Here is a 17920-nt window from a genome sequence, read left to right as displayed (position 1 = left end):
AAGATAATATTTTTATTCTTACTAATTGTACCTCATAACAGCAGAAAGCGCTGTATGATGAAATAGATAAAAATTACTACATTTAAGCTCTCTTTTGTTATTAACTACCTTATGGAAATGTGAGAAATCCAGGTTGAGCTTTCGGACGCTATGTAGAAATTCCACACTGCCGAAAGCGGTATCTACGAAAATCATCACTTGAAAGTGTTTGGTTAATTTTTTAGGTAAGGACAAGACCCAACTTTAATCCCAACTGTGCAGATGAAGCAGTGTCTTTTTCGCGCCAAGCACGAAAGAACCTGTAATCCAGCCCCAACAGGGCTTGGTCAGGGGAAACGATCTACTAAACATAGATTTTTACCGATGCTGGGCTTTCCTTACCGTCGATTGCGCGAATGAGGAAAAATTACAATGCAGTTTTTTGCAATTCTCGATACATAATTCTGTATCTTATTCAGCATAAAAGGTGAATGAATAATATCTGCATTTTTTATACTATTTAGCTTGTGAGTTAAAAGTGTGGCTGGGAATTATTATTACTACATGAATACTTAAAATTTAATAGTCCAATTTTATGATTATCGATCAAAAAGAAATGCAAGATCATATCAAATGCCCCAAGATTTCTGGTAGTAAAGTTTTGACATCTTTTCAGCAAAAATTACTATTAAAAAGTCTGCAAGAAGATTTACCTGAATTATACCGCCAGCGGATTCAAATTATGTTGTTGGCAGATGAGGGAAAATCACAAACGCAAATTTGTCGCACTTTGGGGTGCTGTCCTGCTACAGCAAGGCATTGGATACATATTGCCCGTAGTGGTATGGCACACCAATGGCTGCAATCTCCAATTGGTCGTCCCAAGGCAGTCAATGAAGAATATTTAGAGCGGTTGAAAGAACTAGTTGGCAATAGTCCTCGTGATTACGGTTATAGTTTTCAACGATGGACAGCGAACTGGTTAAATAAGCATTTGGCAAAAGAAATAGGGGTGAAGGTAAGCGATTGTCACATCAAACGATTGCTCAAACAAATGGGTTTATCTACAAGAGCAAAACCCACTAATCCTCCACCAGATTTGCCCCAGCAGCTTAATAGGTCACAAATTTTAATCGGCGATCTTAAAAGTGAAAATCTGCTGGATGAGAGTCAAATGCTACCAATTCATTTCCTAAAAATAGAGATAAATTAATAACTGATGATGCAAAATTCAATAACTCCAAAAATTTCTCCGCAATTACTTAAAAACATTCTTGGTTATTCTCTGCCGGAAGGAGAATTTCAATACTGTCAGCATAAATTTAAATACTTAGAACCTAAAGTAGGAAAATTTTGGCAAGGAACTGGCGTTGAGGCTGGTATTTATATTGTGCTTACAGGCAAGGTAAGGCTATTGAATGAAAGTGGAGAATTAATTTCCACAATGGAAGCTGGGGAATCATTTGGACATTTTAGTTTATTCCCATCTGCTGATTTTATACCTTATGGTGCAAGGGCAGGTAAAAATGTGCAATTGTGCTTTATTCCCGGTGAATTACTATTATTATTAATGGCTAAATATCTACAAATCAATGAGTATTTAGAGATATCCGCTAAAACTCAGAATTTTCTGCTGGTTAAGTCCAATATCCCCAGTGGAGAAGATAATAAGAAAGGATTACCCACGCCCTCGTCTGTCACTGTAGCTTCTAATTCTGCAACAGAAACGAAGTGGCAGAAAAAAATTAATAAAGCTTACTTTCCTAGCCCTACTCAACGAGTTGGTCATCTGTTACAGCGAGTAACTCGGCGTTATTCTTTCTTTGCTCAACAAAGTGCATCTGACTGCGGTGCCGCTTGTGTGGTGATGGTGTCACATTATTGGGGAAAACGCTTTAGCATTAACCATTTACGCGATATTGCCAACGTTGACCGGAATGGTTCATCTCTGCGTGGGTTAACAGCAGCAGCAGAAAGTTTGGGGTTTAATACGCGTCCCGTGAAAGCTAGTCTTGAACAGTTGGCGAAACAAAAATTACCTGCTATTGTCCACTGGGAAGGGAAACACTACATTGTTGTTTATGAAATAACCAAAAAATACGTAATTGTAGCTGACCCTGCTATTGGTCAACGTAGCCTCAGCCACCAAGAATTTAAAGCTGATTGGACTGGGTATGCACTACTATTAGAACCCACAGCTTTGTTTAAAGATGCGAAGGAAACTACTACTCCCTTTTGGCAATTCTTTGAGTTAATTAAGCCTCATAGTTGGGTAATGTTAGAAGTATTTATTGCTTCGCTATTTATCCAGATATTTGGACTGGTCACTCCCTTATTTACTCAATTAATATTAGACCGTGTGGTAGTGCAGCGTTCTGGTCTGACATTGATGGCGGTGGGTTTGGGGCTGATGATTTTTAGCATTTTTCGTGTAGTGATGACAGGTTTGCGGCAATATTTAATCGACCACACCGCGCAGAGAATAAATGTTGCATTACTAGTTGCGTTTATTCGCCATACTTTGCGCTTACCTTTAAGTTATTTTGAAACGCGTTATGTAGGAGATATTATCTCTCGTTTGCAGGAAAACAATAAGATTCAGCGTTTTTTGTCTGGGGAAGCATTATCAATTGTTCTAGATTTAATCACTGTCTTTATTTATCTAGGATTAATGTTTTGGTACAGTTGGAAAATGGCATTATTGGCATTAGTAATTGTGCCACCATTTTTTTTACTGGCATTGATTGCCACACCATTTTTACAAAGAATTTCCCGGGAAATATTTTATGCAGTTGCTAAAGAAAGTAGCTATCTTATTGAAGCACTGACTGGTGTCCGAACTGTAAAATCTACAGCCGTAGAACAAACAGTACGCTGGCATTGGGAGGAGTTGTTACAGAAAGAAGTAAAAACTAGTTTTGCTGGACAAGTTATTGGCAATCGCTTACAAATTTTCAGCAACACTATTGAAGCAGTTGTATCTAGTACGTTGTTGTGGTATGGAGCAGATTTAGTAATTCAAAACCAATTAACTATCGGGCAATTAGTAGCATTTAATATGTTGTTGGGGAATATCATTAGACCCTTCCAAAGATTAACGGTGCTGTGGAATCAAGTGCAAGAAGTGGTAATTGCAGTAGAACGTATTAATGATGTTTTAGATGCCAAACCTGAAGAAGATTTACAGCTTCAAATAAAGCAATCTTTACCGCTAATTTCCGGTAACATTCGCTTTGAAAATGTCACATTTCGCTATCATCCAGAAAGTGATATTAATATCCTAGCAAATCTTAGTTTTGAGATTAAAGCAGGACAAATGGTTGCTTTAGTAGGACGCAGTGGTTCTGGGAAAACTACGATTTCTAAGTTACTGTTAGGGTTATATCCTCCCACAGATGGCAAGATATTGATTGAAGGACATGATATTACCACTATTTCCTTGCAGTCTTTACGTCAACAAGCTGGGGTAGTTGACCAAGATACCTTTCTATTTGGCAGTACAATTCGGGAAAATATCAGTTTAGGACATCCTGAAGCAACTTTAGCAGAGATTATAGAAGCAGCAAGCTTGGCGGGTGCTGATGAGTTTATTAGAAAGTTACCAATGGCTTATGAAACCCAGATTGGTGAAGGTGGGGGGTTGTTGTCTGGGGGACAAAGACAAAGAACTGCGATCGCCAGGGCATTATTAGGTAATCCTCACCTGTTAATCTTAGATGAGGCAACTTCTCATCTGGATAGTGAATCAGAAAGGATTATTCAGAATAATTTGCATACAATACTCAAGAAAAGAACTTCTTTAGTAATTGCTCATCGTCTTTCTACTGTCCAGAATGCAGATTTAATTTTGGTGTTAGATAGAGGCGTATTGATTGAGAGTGGAACCCATACAGAATTAATGACAAAGCGGGGACATTATTTTTATCTCAATCAACAGCAATTCAGCCTTGCTGGGTGAAAGTAAGAAGTGAATTGGTACTGAGGGTTTCAGGCCTGACTACGAGCCAATTAATCGAAATTTTTGACAAGGATAAATAATGACAAATATATTGAATGGAAGGGGAATATCCCAAATCCATGAACATAAAGATGAAGATTTATCAAATAATACGCTAGCTAAATCTCATGATGATTGGTCTTTTTATACTAAAGAATTACTAGATGGCTTACCGAAAGTTTGGACAAGAGGATTACTCTACTTTTTAATAATCTTTGTTTCCATTATTTTACCTTGGGCAATGCTATCTAAGGTCGATGAAACTGGTACTGCTAGGGGAAGAATTGAGCCTAAAGGTAAAACACTGAGGTTAGATGCTGCCGTATCTGGTACTGTTACAGAAATTCGCATCAAAGAGGGGGATGCTGTTAAAAGTGGGCAGAAATTATTAGTTTTAGATTCAGAATTAGTGAAGAAAGAATTGCAGCAGGTGCAGGATAAATTAGAGGGACAATTAAATAGGCGATCGCAATTAAATTTATCGCAAAATCAATTAGTAGTTGCCTTAACAACTCAGCAACAACAAAATCAATCGCAAGAGCTAGAAAAGCAATCACAAATAGACCAAGCACGGCAAAATTTAATTGCGATTGCTAATACCTACGAATTACAAAAATTAGAGAAAATGTCTCAAGTAAATCAGGCACAACAAAATGTAGAACATAGTAAAACTGCTAAGATTTTAGTGCAGAGTAGTTTAACTAGTTCTCAACGCGAAGAAAAACGTTATCATCAACTTTTTCAAGAGGGAGTGATTCCCGAAACTAATTTTGTCGAAAAGCAAGAAATAGTTAAAGACAAACAAAAGATATATGAACAAAGCCAATCAGATATTCAGCAATCTCAGTTACGTTTAGTAGAACAACAGAGTAGTTATCAGCGAATTTTTAAGCAAGGCAAGGCTGATATTACCCAAACAGAATTACGAGTGAGTGAACAAGAACGCGGTTATCAGACATTAACTCGTTCTAGTAAGCTAGCTTTGCTTAAAATTGACGAACAACAAAAGAATTTGCAAACAGAAATTACAACTTTGAGCGCAGAAATTGCTCAAACAAAGAGACAGATTGAATCTTTAAACATTCAATTAGCACAACGGGAGTTAAAAGCACCTGTGAGTGGTATTGTATTTCAGTTACCTATTGAAAAAGCTGGTGCTGTAGTACAACCAGGAACAATGATTGCAGAAATTGCTCCTATTAGTTCACCTTTTGTAATTCGGGCGCAAATGGCGACAAATGAAAGTGGTTCTTTACGGAAAGGATTACCAGTTAAGCTTAAATTTGATGCTTATCCTTTCCAAGATTATGGAATAATAGAAGGCGAGTTAATTGATATTTCTCCTACTACTACACAGATAGATACAGCTAATGGTAAACTGGCAGCTTATAACTTAGAAATTACTCTCAAACAGAATTGTATTCAGAGTAATAATAAGTGTATTCCTTTACGTCCAGGTGATACAGCTACGGCTGAGGTAATTGTGCGTCAACGGCGAATTATTGATTTTCTACTTGACCCATTTAAGCAGTTGCAAGAAGGTGGGTTGAAGTTGTAAGACTGATTTAACCCCCGACCTCCTTCCCTTATAAAAAGGGGGAAAGAAATTTATTTAGTAAGAATAAATATTTTTCTTGTTCCCTCTAATACAAGAAGAGGGTTAGGGAGAGGTCATGATTTTAGATATAACATAACTTAATGAAACAGCTTTAGGAGAGGTCATGATTTTAGATATAACATAACTTAATGAAACAGCTTTAGGAGAGATATGATGTCACAAGCTATCAATATTACCAGCGAAGATATTCTGTATCAGGTCAAACTATCCTGCAAAATACCTCAGATAATTGAGCAGATTATCACACGCAAAATTATTCACAATGCTGCTAGTGAAGCAGGTATAAAAATAGAAACAGAAGAAATTCAAAAAGCAGCAGACCAAATGCGATTAATGAATAAACTTTTCAATGCCGAGGATACTTGGAAGTGGTTAGAAAAATATAGTTTATCTTTGGATGAATTTGAAGAAATTGTCTACACAAATTTACTTTCAGATAAGTTGGCTGCTCATTTTTTTGTAGATAAGGTTGAAGGATATTTTTATGAACATCAACTGGATTATGTTGGTGTAGCGATTTATGAGGTGATGTTAGATGATGAAGATTTAATTTGGGAACTTTTTTATGCAATTAAGGCAGGTGAAACAAGTTTTTTTGATGTGGCTCACAAATATATTCATGATGTAGAATTACAGCGCAGATGTGGATATTTAGGGATAGTGCGTCGTCAAGATTTAAATGCAGAAGTTTCTGCTGCTGTTTTTGCAGCTAAACCACCACAGCTTTTACAACCAATTGTAACCGCTAAAGGAGTGCATTTGATTTTTATAGAGGAGATTATTCAACCACAACTAGATGGTAAGGTTTATCAAGAAATTGTTGCAACTTTGTATTATCAATGGCTGAAAGTACAAACCAACAAAGCTGAATTTAATATTAAGCTTGACTAAAGTAAGCGCAGTAACTTTTTACTTTATACTTGAATGAGGACAACTTATTCGGGTCAATAGTCTGAGATTGTAAATAAGCAAACTGCTATTCTAAACAATAATAAAAAGCAACCCAATGTTGAAGTTGGGTTGAGATAAAAGTATTATTAATACTCAAAATTATTCTAGTTTTAGCTGCTTAAGTGAACTAACTATTGTTAGATATCGCCATGTCGCGTATTAATTCAGATGAATTATAGTTATCCGTAATCACTTGCGGACAACGCATACAAGCAGCTTTACCTTCCTGTCGCCACCACCGACAATCTCGGCGTATAGAACAAGGTGGTAATCCCTCTACTACTACAGGTAATTTATCTACAATTCGCTGTGCTAAACGACAATCTTTGCCATCGAAATGCTGGCAATTAGAAGTGACGCAGGACGATGCAATCCGCAAAACTTCTGTGGGTGTAATTGGGCTAATTTTTGCTAACAGTTCTTCAGTGATAAACTCTGCTTGCTTAAGATAAGCTACTCGAGGTTCTGCTATTGTCCCAGTTACTACACCGTAGACAATAGCTTTATCTAATTCTGGTTTAGAACTGGGGCAAAGTGGAGTCTTTTTAGTAGTAATCTCTTCCATTAATTTTCACTCCAGAGAAGAGTTTGTTTCAGATGTTGGAAGAGAGGGATTTACATATATTAACCCTATAGTTGGTATTAAAAATGGAAATGACAATCTTCCACCAATCGGAGGTGAGGATATCCCGCCAAGTACATCTTTCATCTCTTCATCAGATAAATCCAACAATGAATCTTCTGGATTCAAAGCCTGATATCTTCGTGCGAGCGCATTTTTGACAGCATCATCAATTAGGTCGTTAAATTCAAAAGAACCTTGGTTTGTTGTGTATTTATTTTTCATTGTGATTTTCCTGTAATTAAGGTTTAAATTTTTTAGACTCTTCTTATTTTGTTTCATTCTCTATTCTATCTAAAGCCTTTTTTGCTCTAAAAACTGCTCTCAAAAAAGCCATCTGACTATTCCAAGATGAACGCGGTAGTAGAGGTGACAAAGAGATTTTATCAATCATGGCAGTAGCAAGAATTGTATTTTCTGTAGTTATAGAATCAGTAGACATATCATTCCACCCAACTTATATTTTGCAGCATTTAACTAACTTCAACCAGAGAAACTTCTAACCCAGCCTCTTCTTGCCAAGCTTTTGGCCATTGAATGCGATCGCCAGTAAAATGTAGAGGGTCATTGTCTGGCCAAACAGCATTAATAGGTTCTTCAATCAATGTAAACTCACCATTATCAAAGGGGTTGCCATCTGCACGGCGTTTGAGAAATACTCGTTCTCTAATACCGTGTTTTTCTTGCGTTAAGGCGCGATGGTGACAGTAAGGATTATTACCTCGTTTGTCAAAGAAAACATGAGCAGTCCAACTGCAACCACCACGGCAGAGTTCAGCAAATTCACAAGTTTTGCAGAAACCCCACAGATGTTCTGTTCCCTTGGGAGTACCAGCCCCCAAATTAAACCGCAGTTCCTCTGTCTCTTCAATAATTGTGCGGAGGTCATAGTCACGTATATTGCCTCCTGTATATGCAGAGGTTGGTAGGGAAGGACAACCTTTGATTGCACCATCAGCTTCAATACCCAAGGCAGAGAGTCCAGCAGTACATCCTTGCCAAAATGACCAAGCATCTCCTCCTCGGAAAAGTCGCTCGTAAGGGCCATAGTAACCAATATTATTCCCTGGTTGCACCTGCACTCCTTCTTTAGCTGCTATTTGGGCAACACGAGCAATCATTGGGTAGATATCCAATAATTCATAAGGTTGCAGCAGAATTTCGCTGTTATCAGCTGCATTCCCCATCGGTACAGTCAATTGCACTTGCCAAGCGAAGATTCCAGCATCCCGGACGTGTTCGTATATACAGGGAAACTCGGGTGCAGAAAGGCGATTAATTTGGGTGTTGCAACCAAAGGGAATCCCCACTTCTTTGAGATGGCTCATGGTTTTAAATGCCCATTGCCAAGAGCCTTTTTTCCCACGCAAACGGTCGTGAGTTGCTTCTAAACCATCAACCGAAACAGAAACTACTCCGATTCCAGCTTCTTTCATTCGGTGGGCAGTTTCTAGCGTGATACCATAACCCCCAGTGGTCATACCGCAAAGCATCCCCGCATCTGTAATTGCTTTGGCAATTTCTAGCCAGTCAGGACGTAGAAAAGCCTCACCACCAATTAGAGTTACTTCGGTAATTCCAACCTCTGCTAGCTGTCTGACCATATCAAGGGCTTCTTCTGTAGAAAGTTCTTTTGTTCTTGCATGACCTGCGCGAGAACCGCAGTGTTGACAAGCGAGATTGCATTTGAGGGTAATTTCCCAAACGGCGTAACTAATGCGGCGATATTTCATCAGAATATCCTTATTTGTTTTTCTAGAAAGGGACAAATATATACCCATCTGCCCCCATTTTTGCTAATGCTTAAATAACGAAAGCTTTTTTTTAAAGCTTTATTCTATGGGTATAGAAGGTATTGCTAGCATAAATAGAGGTCTAAAAATTGGGGCTTTCAAAACAGGTTACAAGAATTTAAGGGATGGAAGTCCATAGCTTAAAATATATGGTAATCGAGGTAGACTGACTACCAATCCAGGTATTCCACTACCAACAATCAATCCAGATATTGCACCACCAACAACTGCTTCTAATTCCTGTTCGTCTAAATCATGAATCTCATTATCAGGAATAGACTCTAATAACTGACCAGTATATTCTTCAAACTCTTCTTGGGTAAAATCATAGCCAGCAGCTTTTACCGTTTGGCTACATTCATCCTTGCTTTGAACATTTTGTAGTTGAGTACGGAAAGACTCATCATTAGTAAGTTTTTCATAGAAAAGCTTAACGTTTTCTAGTGACATAATTGGCTCCTTTTCCTTTATATGCTGACATTCTATGAAACCCCTTCTCCCTCCCTCTCCATTGCAAGTCTTTTTTCTATGTTTTGTTCTGTATAGAACTGACTGTTCACGGCAAATCCTCAAGCCTCGAAAAAGCGTGACTGTTTCTACAGGCTAATTCTCAATTTCTATGGCTATAGAACGTATTGGTAGCCCATAGATTAGTCTGATACTTGTTTTTTAACTATAGATCCCATAACCCTCTGGGAACTCCATACATTGTGTACATTCGGTCTTCTGGATTTGTAAAAAAGCTAGATATACCGCCAAAAACAACTTCTAACTCTTTTTCATTTAAATCTCTGAGTTCGCTATCTGCGGAACTTAACTCTAACAACTGGTTAGTATATTCTTCCAACTCTTCTTGGTTAAAATCATAGCCAGCAGCTTTAACAATTTGGCTACATTCTTCTTTGCTTTGAACATTTTTTATTTGAATGCGGAAAGACTCATCATTAGCTATCCGTATATAGAAAGATTGGACATTTTTTAAAGACATAGTAGGTTCCTTTGTCTAGCAAAAGGCAATAGATGATTATTGTCTTAACCAAAGTATCTACACAAAACTCAATTATGGAATATAAGCATGACTTAAAATGTGAGTTAAGGTAGCTCAGGTTGAGGGGGGGGGAATGGATAGCGATCACAATCGCACTAGAATTCTTCTAGTTCAATTTAAATTTAAGGTATTTGTAGAGTGAGACTCCCCACCTTACTCATTTATTGTTATTCAGACTAATAATTAGCTATTGGAGCATGTGCCTAATGCCACCACCACCTCCTCCTCCTACTAAATAGCCAGAATAAGTGGCCAAAGTAAGACCACCACCGTACAAGAAACCTGCCGACAACCAACCGACGGGGCCTGTTGCTATAGCTAAAACACCAATACCACCAGATAGTAACGCAGTTCCGAATGTAAGACCTTCCGCAGGAGTAAGACCGAGGCCACCAGAAATTTTTGTTGTGTCTTGCACAGTCAGTTGATATAAATCATCGTTTTTTAAAGTATTAATATCTGAACTAATAACAGACTGTAGATCCAGAATATAAATTTTAGCCATTTGAGTTTCTCCTAAGTAAAATGTAGTTTTTTAGATGGATAAAATTATCCTATTCCCATAATTTACGATTGATTGAATAATTTCAATACTTGATGATCTGATAAACGTACATAATTAATGCACTTTTTTCATATTTATCTTTAGTATATTTGCTTTATTTAACTTATTTCTTATACTTCCATTGATTCTTTTAAAATAAATTACTAGTTGTTTTAGATCATAATTACTGTATTTAAGCTCTCTTTTGTTATTAACTATCTCATGGAAGAGGTGTGTGCATTTGTGGTGTGGTATACACGTGCGAAAAACGGAGATATGAAATCAGGTTTGCTCATAAATATCTTCAATTGCCATTCGAGTAGATTACGATTCCAGTTTCTTCATCTGCCAAAATAACTACATCTTTTGTATGGCAGTCTACAGTTACTAAATATATGAGTAGCAGAAGTGTTGAATAGTATCAAAAATGTAGTATTTATGCTACTTTTTTCTATTAAAAATCCTTGAGTTAATAGAATAAATCAAAGAATTTCATAATAAAATGGTTGTCAATCAAAGGACTTTAATTAGGAGATTGTCTAATGGCTAGCATTCAAATTACTGATCTTAATTCCTCTAAATCTGAACTGTTGTATGAACTTACTAATGCAGAGCTTTTAGATATTAATGGGGGAGGTTGGTTCAGTGACGTACTGGGCGTTGCAATGATAGTTACTGGTATTTTTACGAGTTCTGTAGGTATCGGTACTGCATTGATTGCAGGTGGTGTGAGTATCATTAATGGTGGTAGTGGTAGTAGCGGTGGTAGCAGAGGCGGTGGAGGTGTCGGTGGAGGTCTTGTTCGTCACATGCTTGAATGAGACAGTTCTAGCGTAGCTGTTCTCATAGACTGTTATGTGTATATGGTTTAGAACGTGTGGGATGTCAAGAAATCGGAATTCTCCATCACGAACGCTCTACTAGACCATTAGAGGTTACTCAGTATACCCCTTAAAATTAAACCCCTACAGAGTCCATCTGTAGGGGTTAGCGATTTTAGGATGCCAGTCTTTTTTTGCTCTGCTTCTAGCTGTTCATAAAGCTCTCAATCATTTCATTTCTGAACTAATTGCTTTACTTGAGCTATTTTAGGAATTAGCCAACAGTGTCGATTGCTCATTTACCCTCACTAAAGTAACCATCATCCCATTACCCACATTGGTAGACGTGCCATGAGTGATTTCAGAGCAAAATTAAAATAATTTTGCTCCAAATGAATTATTAATAAACAGTGTAATGAGTTGACAACCTAATTTAAATAATGCTGAAATAATTTTGAATACAAATACTAAGTAAAAAAACTAAAATGGAGAGTAGACTTTCAATGGCAAAATTTACAATTTATGATTTACATTGTGGTGACATAAATCTGCCTCAAAATGAAGCAGAATCCATCATGTGTGAACTGTCAGATAAAGAAAGTGAACAAATCTTTGGAGGTAAGATGTATGTATTACCGGGCGAATGCAGTGTTGGTACGTTTGCAAGTAATGTATTCGGTGGCGCTGCTTTTGGTGCAATAGGTGGTGCTGCACTTGGTGTTGGACTTGGTGCGATTCCAGGTGCTATTTTTGGAGCTGCTATAGGAGGTGCCGCAGCGTCTGTTGGTTGTGCTGTAGCACTTAGGTGAATTCTAGTAATAAATTTACCATAGCCATTGGTTTCGACTTCTCTGCGAGACGCTACGCGTAGCTTGCTTCCCCGCAGGGGTACGCTCAACCAACTGAGTGGTCGAGAGTTGAGCGAAGTCGAAGCTCGTCAACATAGGTATTTTTTTCATCAGAAATCACCTTACGAAGTAGAAAGTTATTTTCTAACAAAAAATCGCATATCCCTTTGTGGAAATTCCCTACGGTGATCCCTGTGGGGAATTGTCTTTTGTGGGGTCAATGTCTAGCTTTATTAGTTGCAGCTTTGGAGCGGATAAAAAGACTAATAAGATAACAGCTTAATTTCTCTAGAGCAGTTCCCACTATATATACCAACAATGCAGTGAAACCAATATATATTCTTAGTTGATTCCAGTTCCGAAAATCGAATTCTCTCATATCAAACAAGCTGCCCAAGATCAAACTAGGGGCTACTAGAATACTGGTCATGAATCCATCGAAGCATGAGATAATACAGCCACCCTTATTACCACGAAAATTTTGTTGCTCGGAGCGTGCAACATTAGACTCATCTGCGAATCATGAAAGCTTACCAGGAGAGAGTTACAAGGATTTGCACGAAAGGAGCGATCGCTAAAAAAAGAGTATGAAGAGGTAGGGCTGCCGTAGTAGAGTTATTGTCTCTCACAACTACAACTCAAAAACTACTTTTCAGCCCATGCCGGATATCTTATCACTGTTATAATGCTTGTTACCGCAGATAAACGCTACAACTATGTGGCAATTGAACCAGATAATCATAGCCATGTTAACGAACCCTCGTAAATTGGCAGAGGTATTGTAGTATCTATCAAAATTCCTAATGCCTTGTTCACATAGAATCAAACAGGCATTTTCTGCTGAGATTAGCTAATCTCTTATAGAACCCATTTGACAATCTCTTCGCTTTCAACAGAACAGGGAGCTGCAATTAGTGCTACAGGATGGCTTTGACCAAACAAAGATAATACTTTCGGAGAGTGTAGACACTTTTTTGCTGCTGAGTTCACCATTGCAAAAAACCGAAATTCCATAATTACTTAGCCTAAAAAGCAAGAAACTAATTAACAGTCAGTAGTTTTACTGTTGCCGATGCGTTACACAATATCTGACATATTCATGCCACACATCAACCTTTTCTGCAAGTTTTCCGTGCAGTTTTCACGCCTAGAGAATGCAGGAACCTGATCGCCTGATTGCATAAAAGTGCATAATTAATAAATATTTGCTTATCTACGATCTAAAGGTGCAGTTCTATTAGATACTTAAGCAAATCGGATAAATAGCGCCCTATGATGAAAAACTACAGATTACACAGGTGTTTGCAGTTTGGATTGGCAGGGTTGCTGGGTTGGCTAATTGTCAGTGGCTTAACCAGCAAAACCCAGGCACAGCAAAGTAATATCGTGCCTGATAACACACTAGGGTCTGAGTCCTCTCAAGTTATAGGCAACTTGAACTTGCAGGGACAACCGACTGAAGTAATTACAGGTGGTGCAACTCGCGGAATTAATCTTTTTCACAGCTTTCAAGAATTTAATGTCAGCGAGGAACGTGGGGCTTATTTCTTCAGTCCTAGCGCCAATATTCAGAATATTTTGGCACGGGTGACAGGTAATAACCCTTCTGAGATTTTGGGAACACTGGGGACACTTGGTAGTTCTAGTCCGAATTTATTTTTGATAAATCCCGATGGGATTGTCTTTGGGAAAAATGCCAGTTTAGACGTGCAGGGTTCGTTTGTAGGAACGACAGCGAACGGGATTCAGTTTGGCAATCAAGGTGTTTTTAGTGCCACAAATCCCCAAACAGTGCCGTTGTTGACTATTAATCCTTCGGTATTGCTGTTTAATCAAATCCAAGCAAATGGGGGAATTATCAATCAATCCCAAGCACCCGCAGGTACTAATCTCATTGGACAAGATGTTACGGGTTTGCGAATTGCTGATGGTAAAAGTTTGCTGCTTGTTGGTGGAAATATCAATATTGATGGTGGCAGTATTCGCGCTTATGGCGGGAATGTTGAGTTAGCAGGTTTGGCTGCACCGGGAAATGTGGGATTGAATATTGCAGGTGATAATTTGGGTTTAGTTATACCTGAGAATGTGGAACGCGCCGATGTTTCGTTGAATAATGGTGCAGAAGTGAATGTTCGCGGTGCGGGTGGCGGGAATATCAAAATTCAAGCTCGAAATGTAAATTTGGCAGGGCAAAGTATACTAAGAGCGGGAATAGATACAGGTTTAGGTACTCCAAATAGTAAAGGTGGAGATATTAATATTAATGCCACAGGAGATACAACGTTAATAAATAAAGGTTTCATCGCTAACGTAGTGCAAGAAAAAGCATTTGGTCAAGCTGGTGATATCAATATTACGACTGAGACATTGACGTTAAGCAATACTGGACAAATAAATGCTAATCTCTACGGACAAGGTAATGCAGGAAATGTCAATATCAATGCTCAAGGTGATATCAGTTTTCGTAACTCAAGACCAGGAGAATTTAACGGAATTGGTTTAAAGGTAGTTGAGGGTGCAATAGGTAATGGTGCAAACCTTACTATCAATACTAATTCATTGGAAATAAACGATGGTTCTGAAATTCAAGGTAGCACTTATGGAAAAGGTAATTCTGGTAATATCATCATTAATGCTCGTAATAATATTTCGTTAGATGGTAATGACGGTAATATTTTTAGCCGTATTATTAATGATGTGCAACTCACTGGTGAAGGTAACGCAGGTAATATTCAAATCACGACAGGTACGCTAAAAGCTACTAATGGAGCCTTTATTAGTAGCAGTATCAGTGGCAAAGGAAATGCTGGAAATATCAGCATTAATGCCCTTGATAATATAGTCTTCGATACTAATAGTGATGTTAGTAGTGATGTGTTGAATGGAGGGGTAGGTAACGGAGGAAATATTTACCTGAAAACAGGTTCACTTTCATTAACTAACGGCAGTGAAGTATCGACAAATGTATCAGGACAAGGTAATGCCGGAAATATTACCGTCGAAGCTTCTGATAATGTCAAGCTAGATGGCGTTTTCATCGACGCGGGTAAGTTTGACCTTAATAATAAGGATTATGATTCGTATAGTGGTTTGAAAGGCAATTTAAACATTGGAGGTGTCGGGAAAGCAGGAAACATTCAAGTTACAACTGGATCGCTTTCTGTTACTAATGGTGCCGAAATATCTAGCTTTACTGCTGGAGTTGGAAATGCAGGTAATATCACTATTAATGCCCGCGATAATGTGACATTTTCGGGTTTTGGAGGCAGACAAAAAGATGGCAGTACAGTATCAAGTTTCGGTATTGAGAACGCGATAGGTAATGGTGGTGATATTCGCATCACTGCAAGTAATTTAATGCTGAAAGATGGTGGGCAACTAAATGCTAGTAACGGCGGACAAGGAAATGGAGGTAATATCTTTCTTGATGTTGGCAATACTATTACTTTTGATGGAATTGGCGGTAATGGTTTATCTAGTCGTGCCACTATGGAAGCATACAATGGTAACGCCGGAAATATTCAAATTGAAACAGGATCGCTGTTTTTCACAAATGGCGGTACAATATCCTCTTCACATGACGGAGGGAAAGGTGATGCTGGAAATATCAGCATCAATGCTCGTGATAGCGTCAAAATTGATGGTGTTGTCAAGGGTGTAACTTTGAATAGTGGTGAAATTATTGATGTAAAGAGTGGTTTATTTAGTTTATTGGCGAGTGGTGAAGGTAAAGGAGGTGACATCGAAATTACAACAGGGTCACTTTCTGTCACCAACGGTGCAACCATTGCTGGAAACTCAGGTGGACAGGGAAATGGAGGCAATATCACCATCAATGCCCGTGATACAGTAACTTTGGATGGTGGAGAAAATGGTTTATTTACTTCCATAGGCAGTCCTACGGTAAGCAGTAGCACGGGTAACGCTGGGAATATTCGCATCAACGCCAGAGAATTATTTCTAAAAAATGGTGGTGAACTCGCCGCTTTTAGTAGTGGTCAAGGTGATGGTGGTAATATTTTTATCGATACCCGCGATGCTGTCATTATCGATGGTACTACTGGCAATAACCTGACTGGCGTTATTAGTTCTTTGTTTGGAGGTGTTGGCAAAGGTGGGGATATTCAAATAACAACCAATTCCTTAACACTAAGCAACGGCGCAATACTTCTTGCTAGCAGTCTCGGTAAAGGTAATGCAGGTGACATTATAGTTAATGCTGGCGATGCTATTGGGATTGATGGTGTCGGTAGGAATGGAATTTCTAGCGGTGTTTTTACTACCTTAGAACGTGAAGCTGAAGGTAGGGGAGGCAATATTAACCTGACAGCAGGTTCTTTGTCTTTAACCAATGGTGGAATAGTTAATGCTAGTACTTCTTCTAAAGGTAATGCAGGTGATATTACCATTGATGTAGGCGATCGCATTTTAATTGACAGTGTTGGCACCACAGGTTCTTCTACCGGTGTTTTTAGTACAGTTAATGCAACAGCTGTAGGCAATGGAGGCAATATTAACCTGACAACAGATTCTTTATTTTTAAATAACGGGAAAATCAGTTCCAGCAGCTTTGGGCAAGGGAAAGCTGGAGATATTAATATTAATTCTGGTTCCGCAACACTTGATAACAAAGGAATTATTGCAGCAATAACCAACTCTGGGGATGGGGGAAATATCAATTTAACTGTCAACGATCTTTTACTATTGCGTCGCGGTAGCGGAATTACCACCAGCGCAGGTACAGCCCAATCAGGTGGCAATGGTGGTAACATCGATATTAATTCAAAATTTATCATCGCCATCCGCGAAGAAAACAGCGATATTGCAGCTAATGCCTTCACCGGAACCGGTGGAAACGTCGAAATCAATTCTCAAGGTATCTTCGGTATCGAAGCACGTCCCAAACCAACCGACAAAAGTGATATTACAGCCAGCTCGGAATTAGGCGTTGCAGGTGGGATCAATATTAATTCACCCGATAACAGTTCCATCTTAAACAGCTTCACCGAATTATCCCCGGTTATCGATACCAATGCACTCATCGCCAATAGTTGCATTTCTCGCGGTACTAAGCGACAAGAAAACTCTTTTACTATCACTGGTTCTGGTGCTTTGACTACTAATCGTCCTGGTGTTTTGGTTTCTAACTACACAACTGGGGAGGTAAGAGGTGTCGAAACTACATCTCGTCCCTGGAAAAAAGGCGATTTGATTATTGAACCTCAAGGTTTGTATCGGCTTGGTAATGGGCAGTTGCTATTGACTCGGAAATGTTCTAATTAAAGCAATTTTCACAAATCAAAAACCTGTTGGGCGGTTAGATTGAGTTTAGGGAAGGTGGGAGAGACAATTACATCATTACCCCTGAATAACCTCTTAACATATTCCCCATCAATTAGTTCGCAGACAAAAAAAGCAGGTTGTTTAGGATTACCAATAAAATCACGTCCGCCCAAACCAGCATAATCTACAATCCAGTATTCGGGGATGCCCATTTCTTCGTAGTCCCCAAACTTGTCATAGTAATCGTCACGCCAATTGGTGCTAACTACTTCTACTATTAATTTGACCGAACTTGAGTTTTGAATAACAGACTCACTTTCCCAACGTGTCTCAGTAACAATAGTTTTTTGGTTGAGAACAATAGACATCTCCAAAATAGTAACACTCTGTGCTAAAAGAACATCAGAGATGTTTTT

At 38.5% G+C, this 17920-nt stretch carries 15 protein-coding genes; 7 read left to right on the top strand and 8 right to left on the bottom strand.

What is annotated here, in order from left to right; genetic code table 11:
- Window positions 1–574 precede the first annotated feature (574 nt).
- The 4 genes from HWQ36_RS15565 to HWQ36_RS15550 all read left to right on the top strand — a co-directional run bounded on the left by HWQ36_RS15565 (window position 575) and on the right by HWQ36_RS15550 (window position 6485).
- On the top strand, window positions 575–1192 hold the full coding sequence (locus tag HWQ36_RS15565; RefSeq protein ID WP_292704411.1) for a helix-turn-helix domain-containing protein: 618 nt from the start codon (window positions 575–577) through the stop codon (window positions 1190–1192).
- 9 nt (window positions 1193–1201) lie between these two features.
- A complete protein-coding gene (locus HWQ36_RS15560; RefSeq protein ID WP_292704419.1) occupies window positions 1202–3937 on the top strand; it encodes an ABC transporter transmembrane domain-containing protein in 2736 nt (911 codons plus the stop codon).
- Between the two features lie 79 nt (window positions 3938–4016).
- Window positions 4017–5534, top strand: coding sequence for an HlyD family efflux transporter periplasmic adaptor subunit (locus tag HWQ36_RS15555; protein ID WP_292704408.1), 1518 nt, complete (start codon window positions 4017–4019; stop codon window positions 5532–5534).
- A gap of 213 nt (window positions 5535–5747) precedes the next feature.
- The gene (locus tag HWQ36_RS15550; protein WP_292704416.1) at window positions 5748–6485 is read left to right on the top strand and encodes a peptidylprolyl isomerase; all 738 of its coding nucleotides are present in this window, start codon (window positions 5748–5750) and stop codon (window positions 6483–6485) included.
- Between the two features lie 187 nt (window positions 6486–6672).
- On the opposite strand, the gene HWQ36_RS15545 is transcribed toward HWQ36_RS15550, so the two are convergent.
- From HWQ36_RS15545 to HWQ36_RS15515, 7 genes are all read right to left on the bottom strand, one after another.
- Window positions 6673–7110: a nitrogen fixation protein gene (locus tag HWQ36_RS15545; protein WP_292704406.1), complete on the bottom strand. Its 438-nt coding sequence runs from the start codon at window positions 7108–7110 to the stop codon at window positions 6673–6675.
- A gap of 6 nt (window positions 7111–7116) precedes the next feature.
- Window positions 7117–7392 carry a hypothetical protein gene (locus HWQ36_RS15540; RefSeq protein WP_292704404.1) on the bottom strand — a complete coding sequence of 92 codons (276 nt, stop codon included), beginning with the start codon at window positions 7390–7392 and terminating at the stop codon, window positions 7117–7119.
- 43 nt (window positions 7393–7435) lie between these two features.
- On the bottom strand, window positions 7436–7609 hold the full coding sequence (locus HWQ36_RS15535; protein WP_292704401.1) for a hypothetical protein: 174 nt from the start codon (window positions 7607–7609) through the stop codon (window positions 7436–7438).
- 31 nt (window positions 7610–7640) lie between these two features.
- The gene (locus HWQ36_RS15530) at window positions 7641–8900 is read right to left on the bottom strand and encodes a nif11-class peptide radical SAM maturase 3 (RefSeq protein ID WP_292704398.1); all 1260 of its coding nucleotides are present in this window, start codon (window positions 8898–8900) and stop codon (window positions 7641–7643) included.
- Window positions 8901–9068: 168 nt separating this feature from the next.
- Window positions 9069–9410 carry a Nif11-like leader peptide family natural product precursor gene (locus HWQ36_RS15525; protein WP_292704395.1) on the bottom strand — a complete coding sequence of 114 codons (342 nt, stop codon included), beginning with the start codon at window positions 9408–9410 and terminating at the stop codon, window positions 9069–9071.
- 223 nt (window positions 9411–9633) lie between these two features.
- Window positions 9634–9948, bottom strand: coding sequence for a Nif11-like leader peptide family natural product precursor (locus tag HWQ36_RS15520; RefSeq protein ID WP_292704392.1), 315 nt, complete (start codon window positions 9946–9948; stop codon window positions 9634–9636).
- A 247-nt stretch (window positions 9949–10195) separates the two neighbouring features.
- A complete protein-coding gene (locus HWQ36_RS15515) occupies window positions 10196–10513 on the bottom strand; it encodes a hypothetical protein (protein ID WP_292704389.1) in 318 nt (105 codons plus the stop codon).
- A 581-nt stretch (window positions 10514–11094) separates the two neighbouring features.
- On the opposite strand from HWQ36_RS15515, the gene HWQ36_RS15510 reads away from it, so the two are divergent.
- From HWQ36_RS15510 to HWQ36_RS15500, 3 genes are all read left to right on the top strand, one after another.
- Window positions 11095–11373 carry a hypothetical protein gene (locus tag HWQ36_RS15510; protein ID WP_292704386.1) on the top strand — a complete coding sequence of 93 codons (279 nt, stop codon included), beginning with the start codon at window positions 11095–11097 and terminating at the stop codon, window positions 11371–11373.
- Window positions 11374–11876: 503 nt separating this feature from the next.
- Window positions 11877–12182 carry a Blp family class II bacteriocin gene (locus HWQ36_RS15505; protein ID WP_292704383.1) on the top strand — a complete coding sequence of 102 codons (306 nt, stop codon included), beginning with the start codon at window positions 11877–11879 and terminating at the stop codon, window positions 12180–12182.
- 1311 nt (window positions 12183–13493) lie between these two features.
- Window positions 13494–17504: a filamentous hemagglutinin N-terminal domain-containing protein gene (locus tag HWQ36_RS15500; protein ID WP_292704379.1), complete on the top strand. Its 4011-nt coding sequence runs from the start codon at window positions 13494–13496 to the stop codon at window positions 17502–17504.
- An 8-nt stretch (window positions 17505–17512) separates the two neighbouring features.
- Here HWQ36_RS15500 and HWQ36_RS15495 read toward each other — a convergent pair.
- On the bottom strand, window positions 17513–17920 hold a 408-nt coding region (locus HWQ36_RS15495), incomplete at its 5' end, for a Uma2 family endonuclease (RefSeq protein WP_292704376.1).

This window comes from Nostoc sp. NMS2 (assembly GCF_017115105.1).
Classification (GTDB): Bacteria; Cyanobacteriota; Cyanobacteriia; order Cyanobacteriales; family Nostocaceae; genus Nostoc.
Note: the sequence above shows the minus strand (reverse complement) of the source record. Positions and strands in the feature narration are given on the sequence as shown.

Excerpts from the sequence above, each read along its gene's own strand:
- HWQ36_RS15565 (WP_292704411.1), top strand. The coding sequence starts at position 575 with ATGATTATCGATCAAAAAGAAATGCAAGATCATATCAAATGCCCCAAG.
- HWQ36_RS15505 (WP_292704383.1), top strand. The coding sequence starts at position 11,877 with ATGGCAAAATTTACAATTTATGATTTACATTGTGGTGACATAAATCTG.
- HWQ36_RS15520 (WP_292704392.1), bottom strand. The coding sequence starts at position 9,948 with ATGTCTTTAAAAAATGTCCAATCTTTCTATATACGGATAGCTAATGAT.
- HWQ36_RS15500 (WP_292704379.1), top strand. The coding sequence starts at position 13,494 with ATGATGAAAAACTACAGATTACACAGGTGTTTGCAGTTTGGATTGGCA.
- HWQ36_RS15510 (WP_292704386.1), top strand. The coding sequence starts at position 11,095 with ATGGCTAGCATTCAAATTACTGATCTTAATTCCTCTAAATCTGAACTG.
- HWQ36_RS15525 (WP_292704395.1), bottom strand. The coding sequence starts at position 9,410 with ATGTCACTAGAAAACGTTAAGCTTTTCTATGAAAAACTTACTAATGAT.
- HWQ36_RS15535 (WP_292704401.1), bottom strand. The coding sequence starts at position 7,609 with ATGTCTACTGATTCTATAACTACAGAAAATACAATTCTTGCTACTGCC.
- HWQ36_RS15555 (WP_292704408.1), top strand. The coding sequence starts at position 4,017 with ATGACAAATATATTGAATGGAAGGGGAATATCCCAAATCCATGAACAT.
- HWQ36_RS15540 (WP_292704404.1), bottom strand. The coding sequence starts at position 7,392 with ATGAAAAATAAATACACAACAAACCAAGGTTCTTTTGAATTTAACGAC.
- HWQ36_RS15545 (WP_292704406.1), bottom strand. The coding sequence starts at position 7,110 with ATGGAAGAGATTACTACTAAAAAGACTCCACTTTGCCCCAGTTCTAAA.
- HWQ36_RS15530 (WP_292704398.1), bottom strand. The coding sequence starts at position 8,900 with ATGAAATATCGCCGCATTAGTTACGCCGTTTGGGAAATTACCCTCAAA.
- HWQ36_RS15550 (WP_292704416.1), top strand. The coding sequence starts at position 5,748 with ATGTCACAAGCTATCAATATTACCAGCGAAGATATTCTGTATCAGGTC.
- HWQ36_RS15560 (WP_292704419.1), top strand. The coding sequence starts at position 1,202 with ATGCAAAATTCAATAACTCCAAAAATTTCTCCGCAATTACTTAAAAAC.
- HWQ36_RS15515 (WP_292704389.1), bottom strand. The coding sequence starts at position 10,513 with ATGGCTAAAATTTATATTCTGGATCTACAGTCTGTTATTAGTTCAGAT.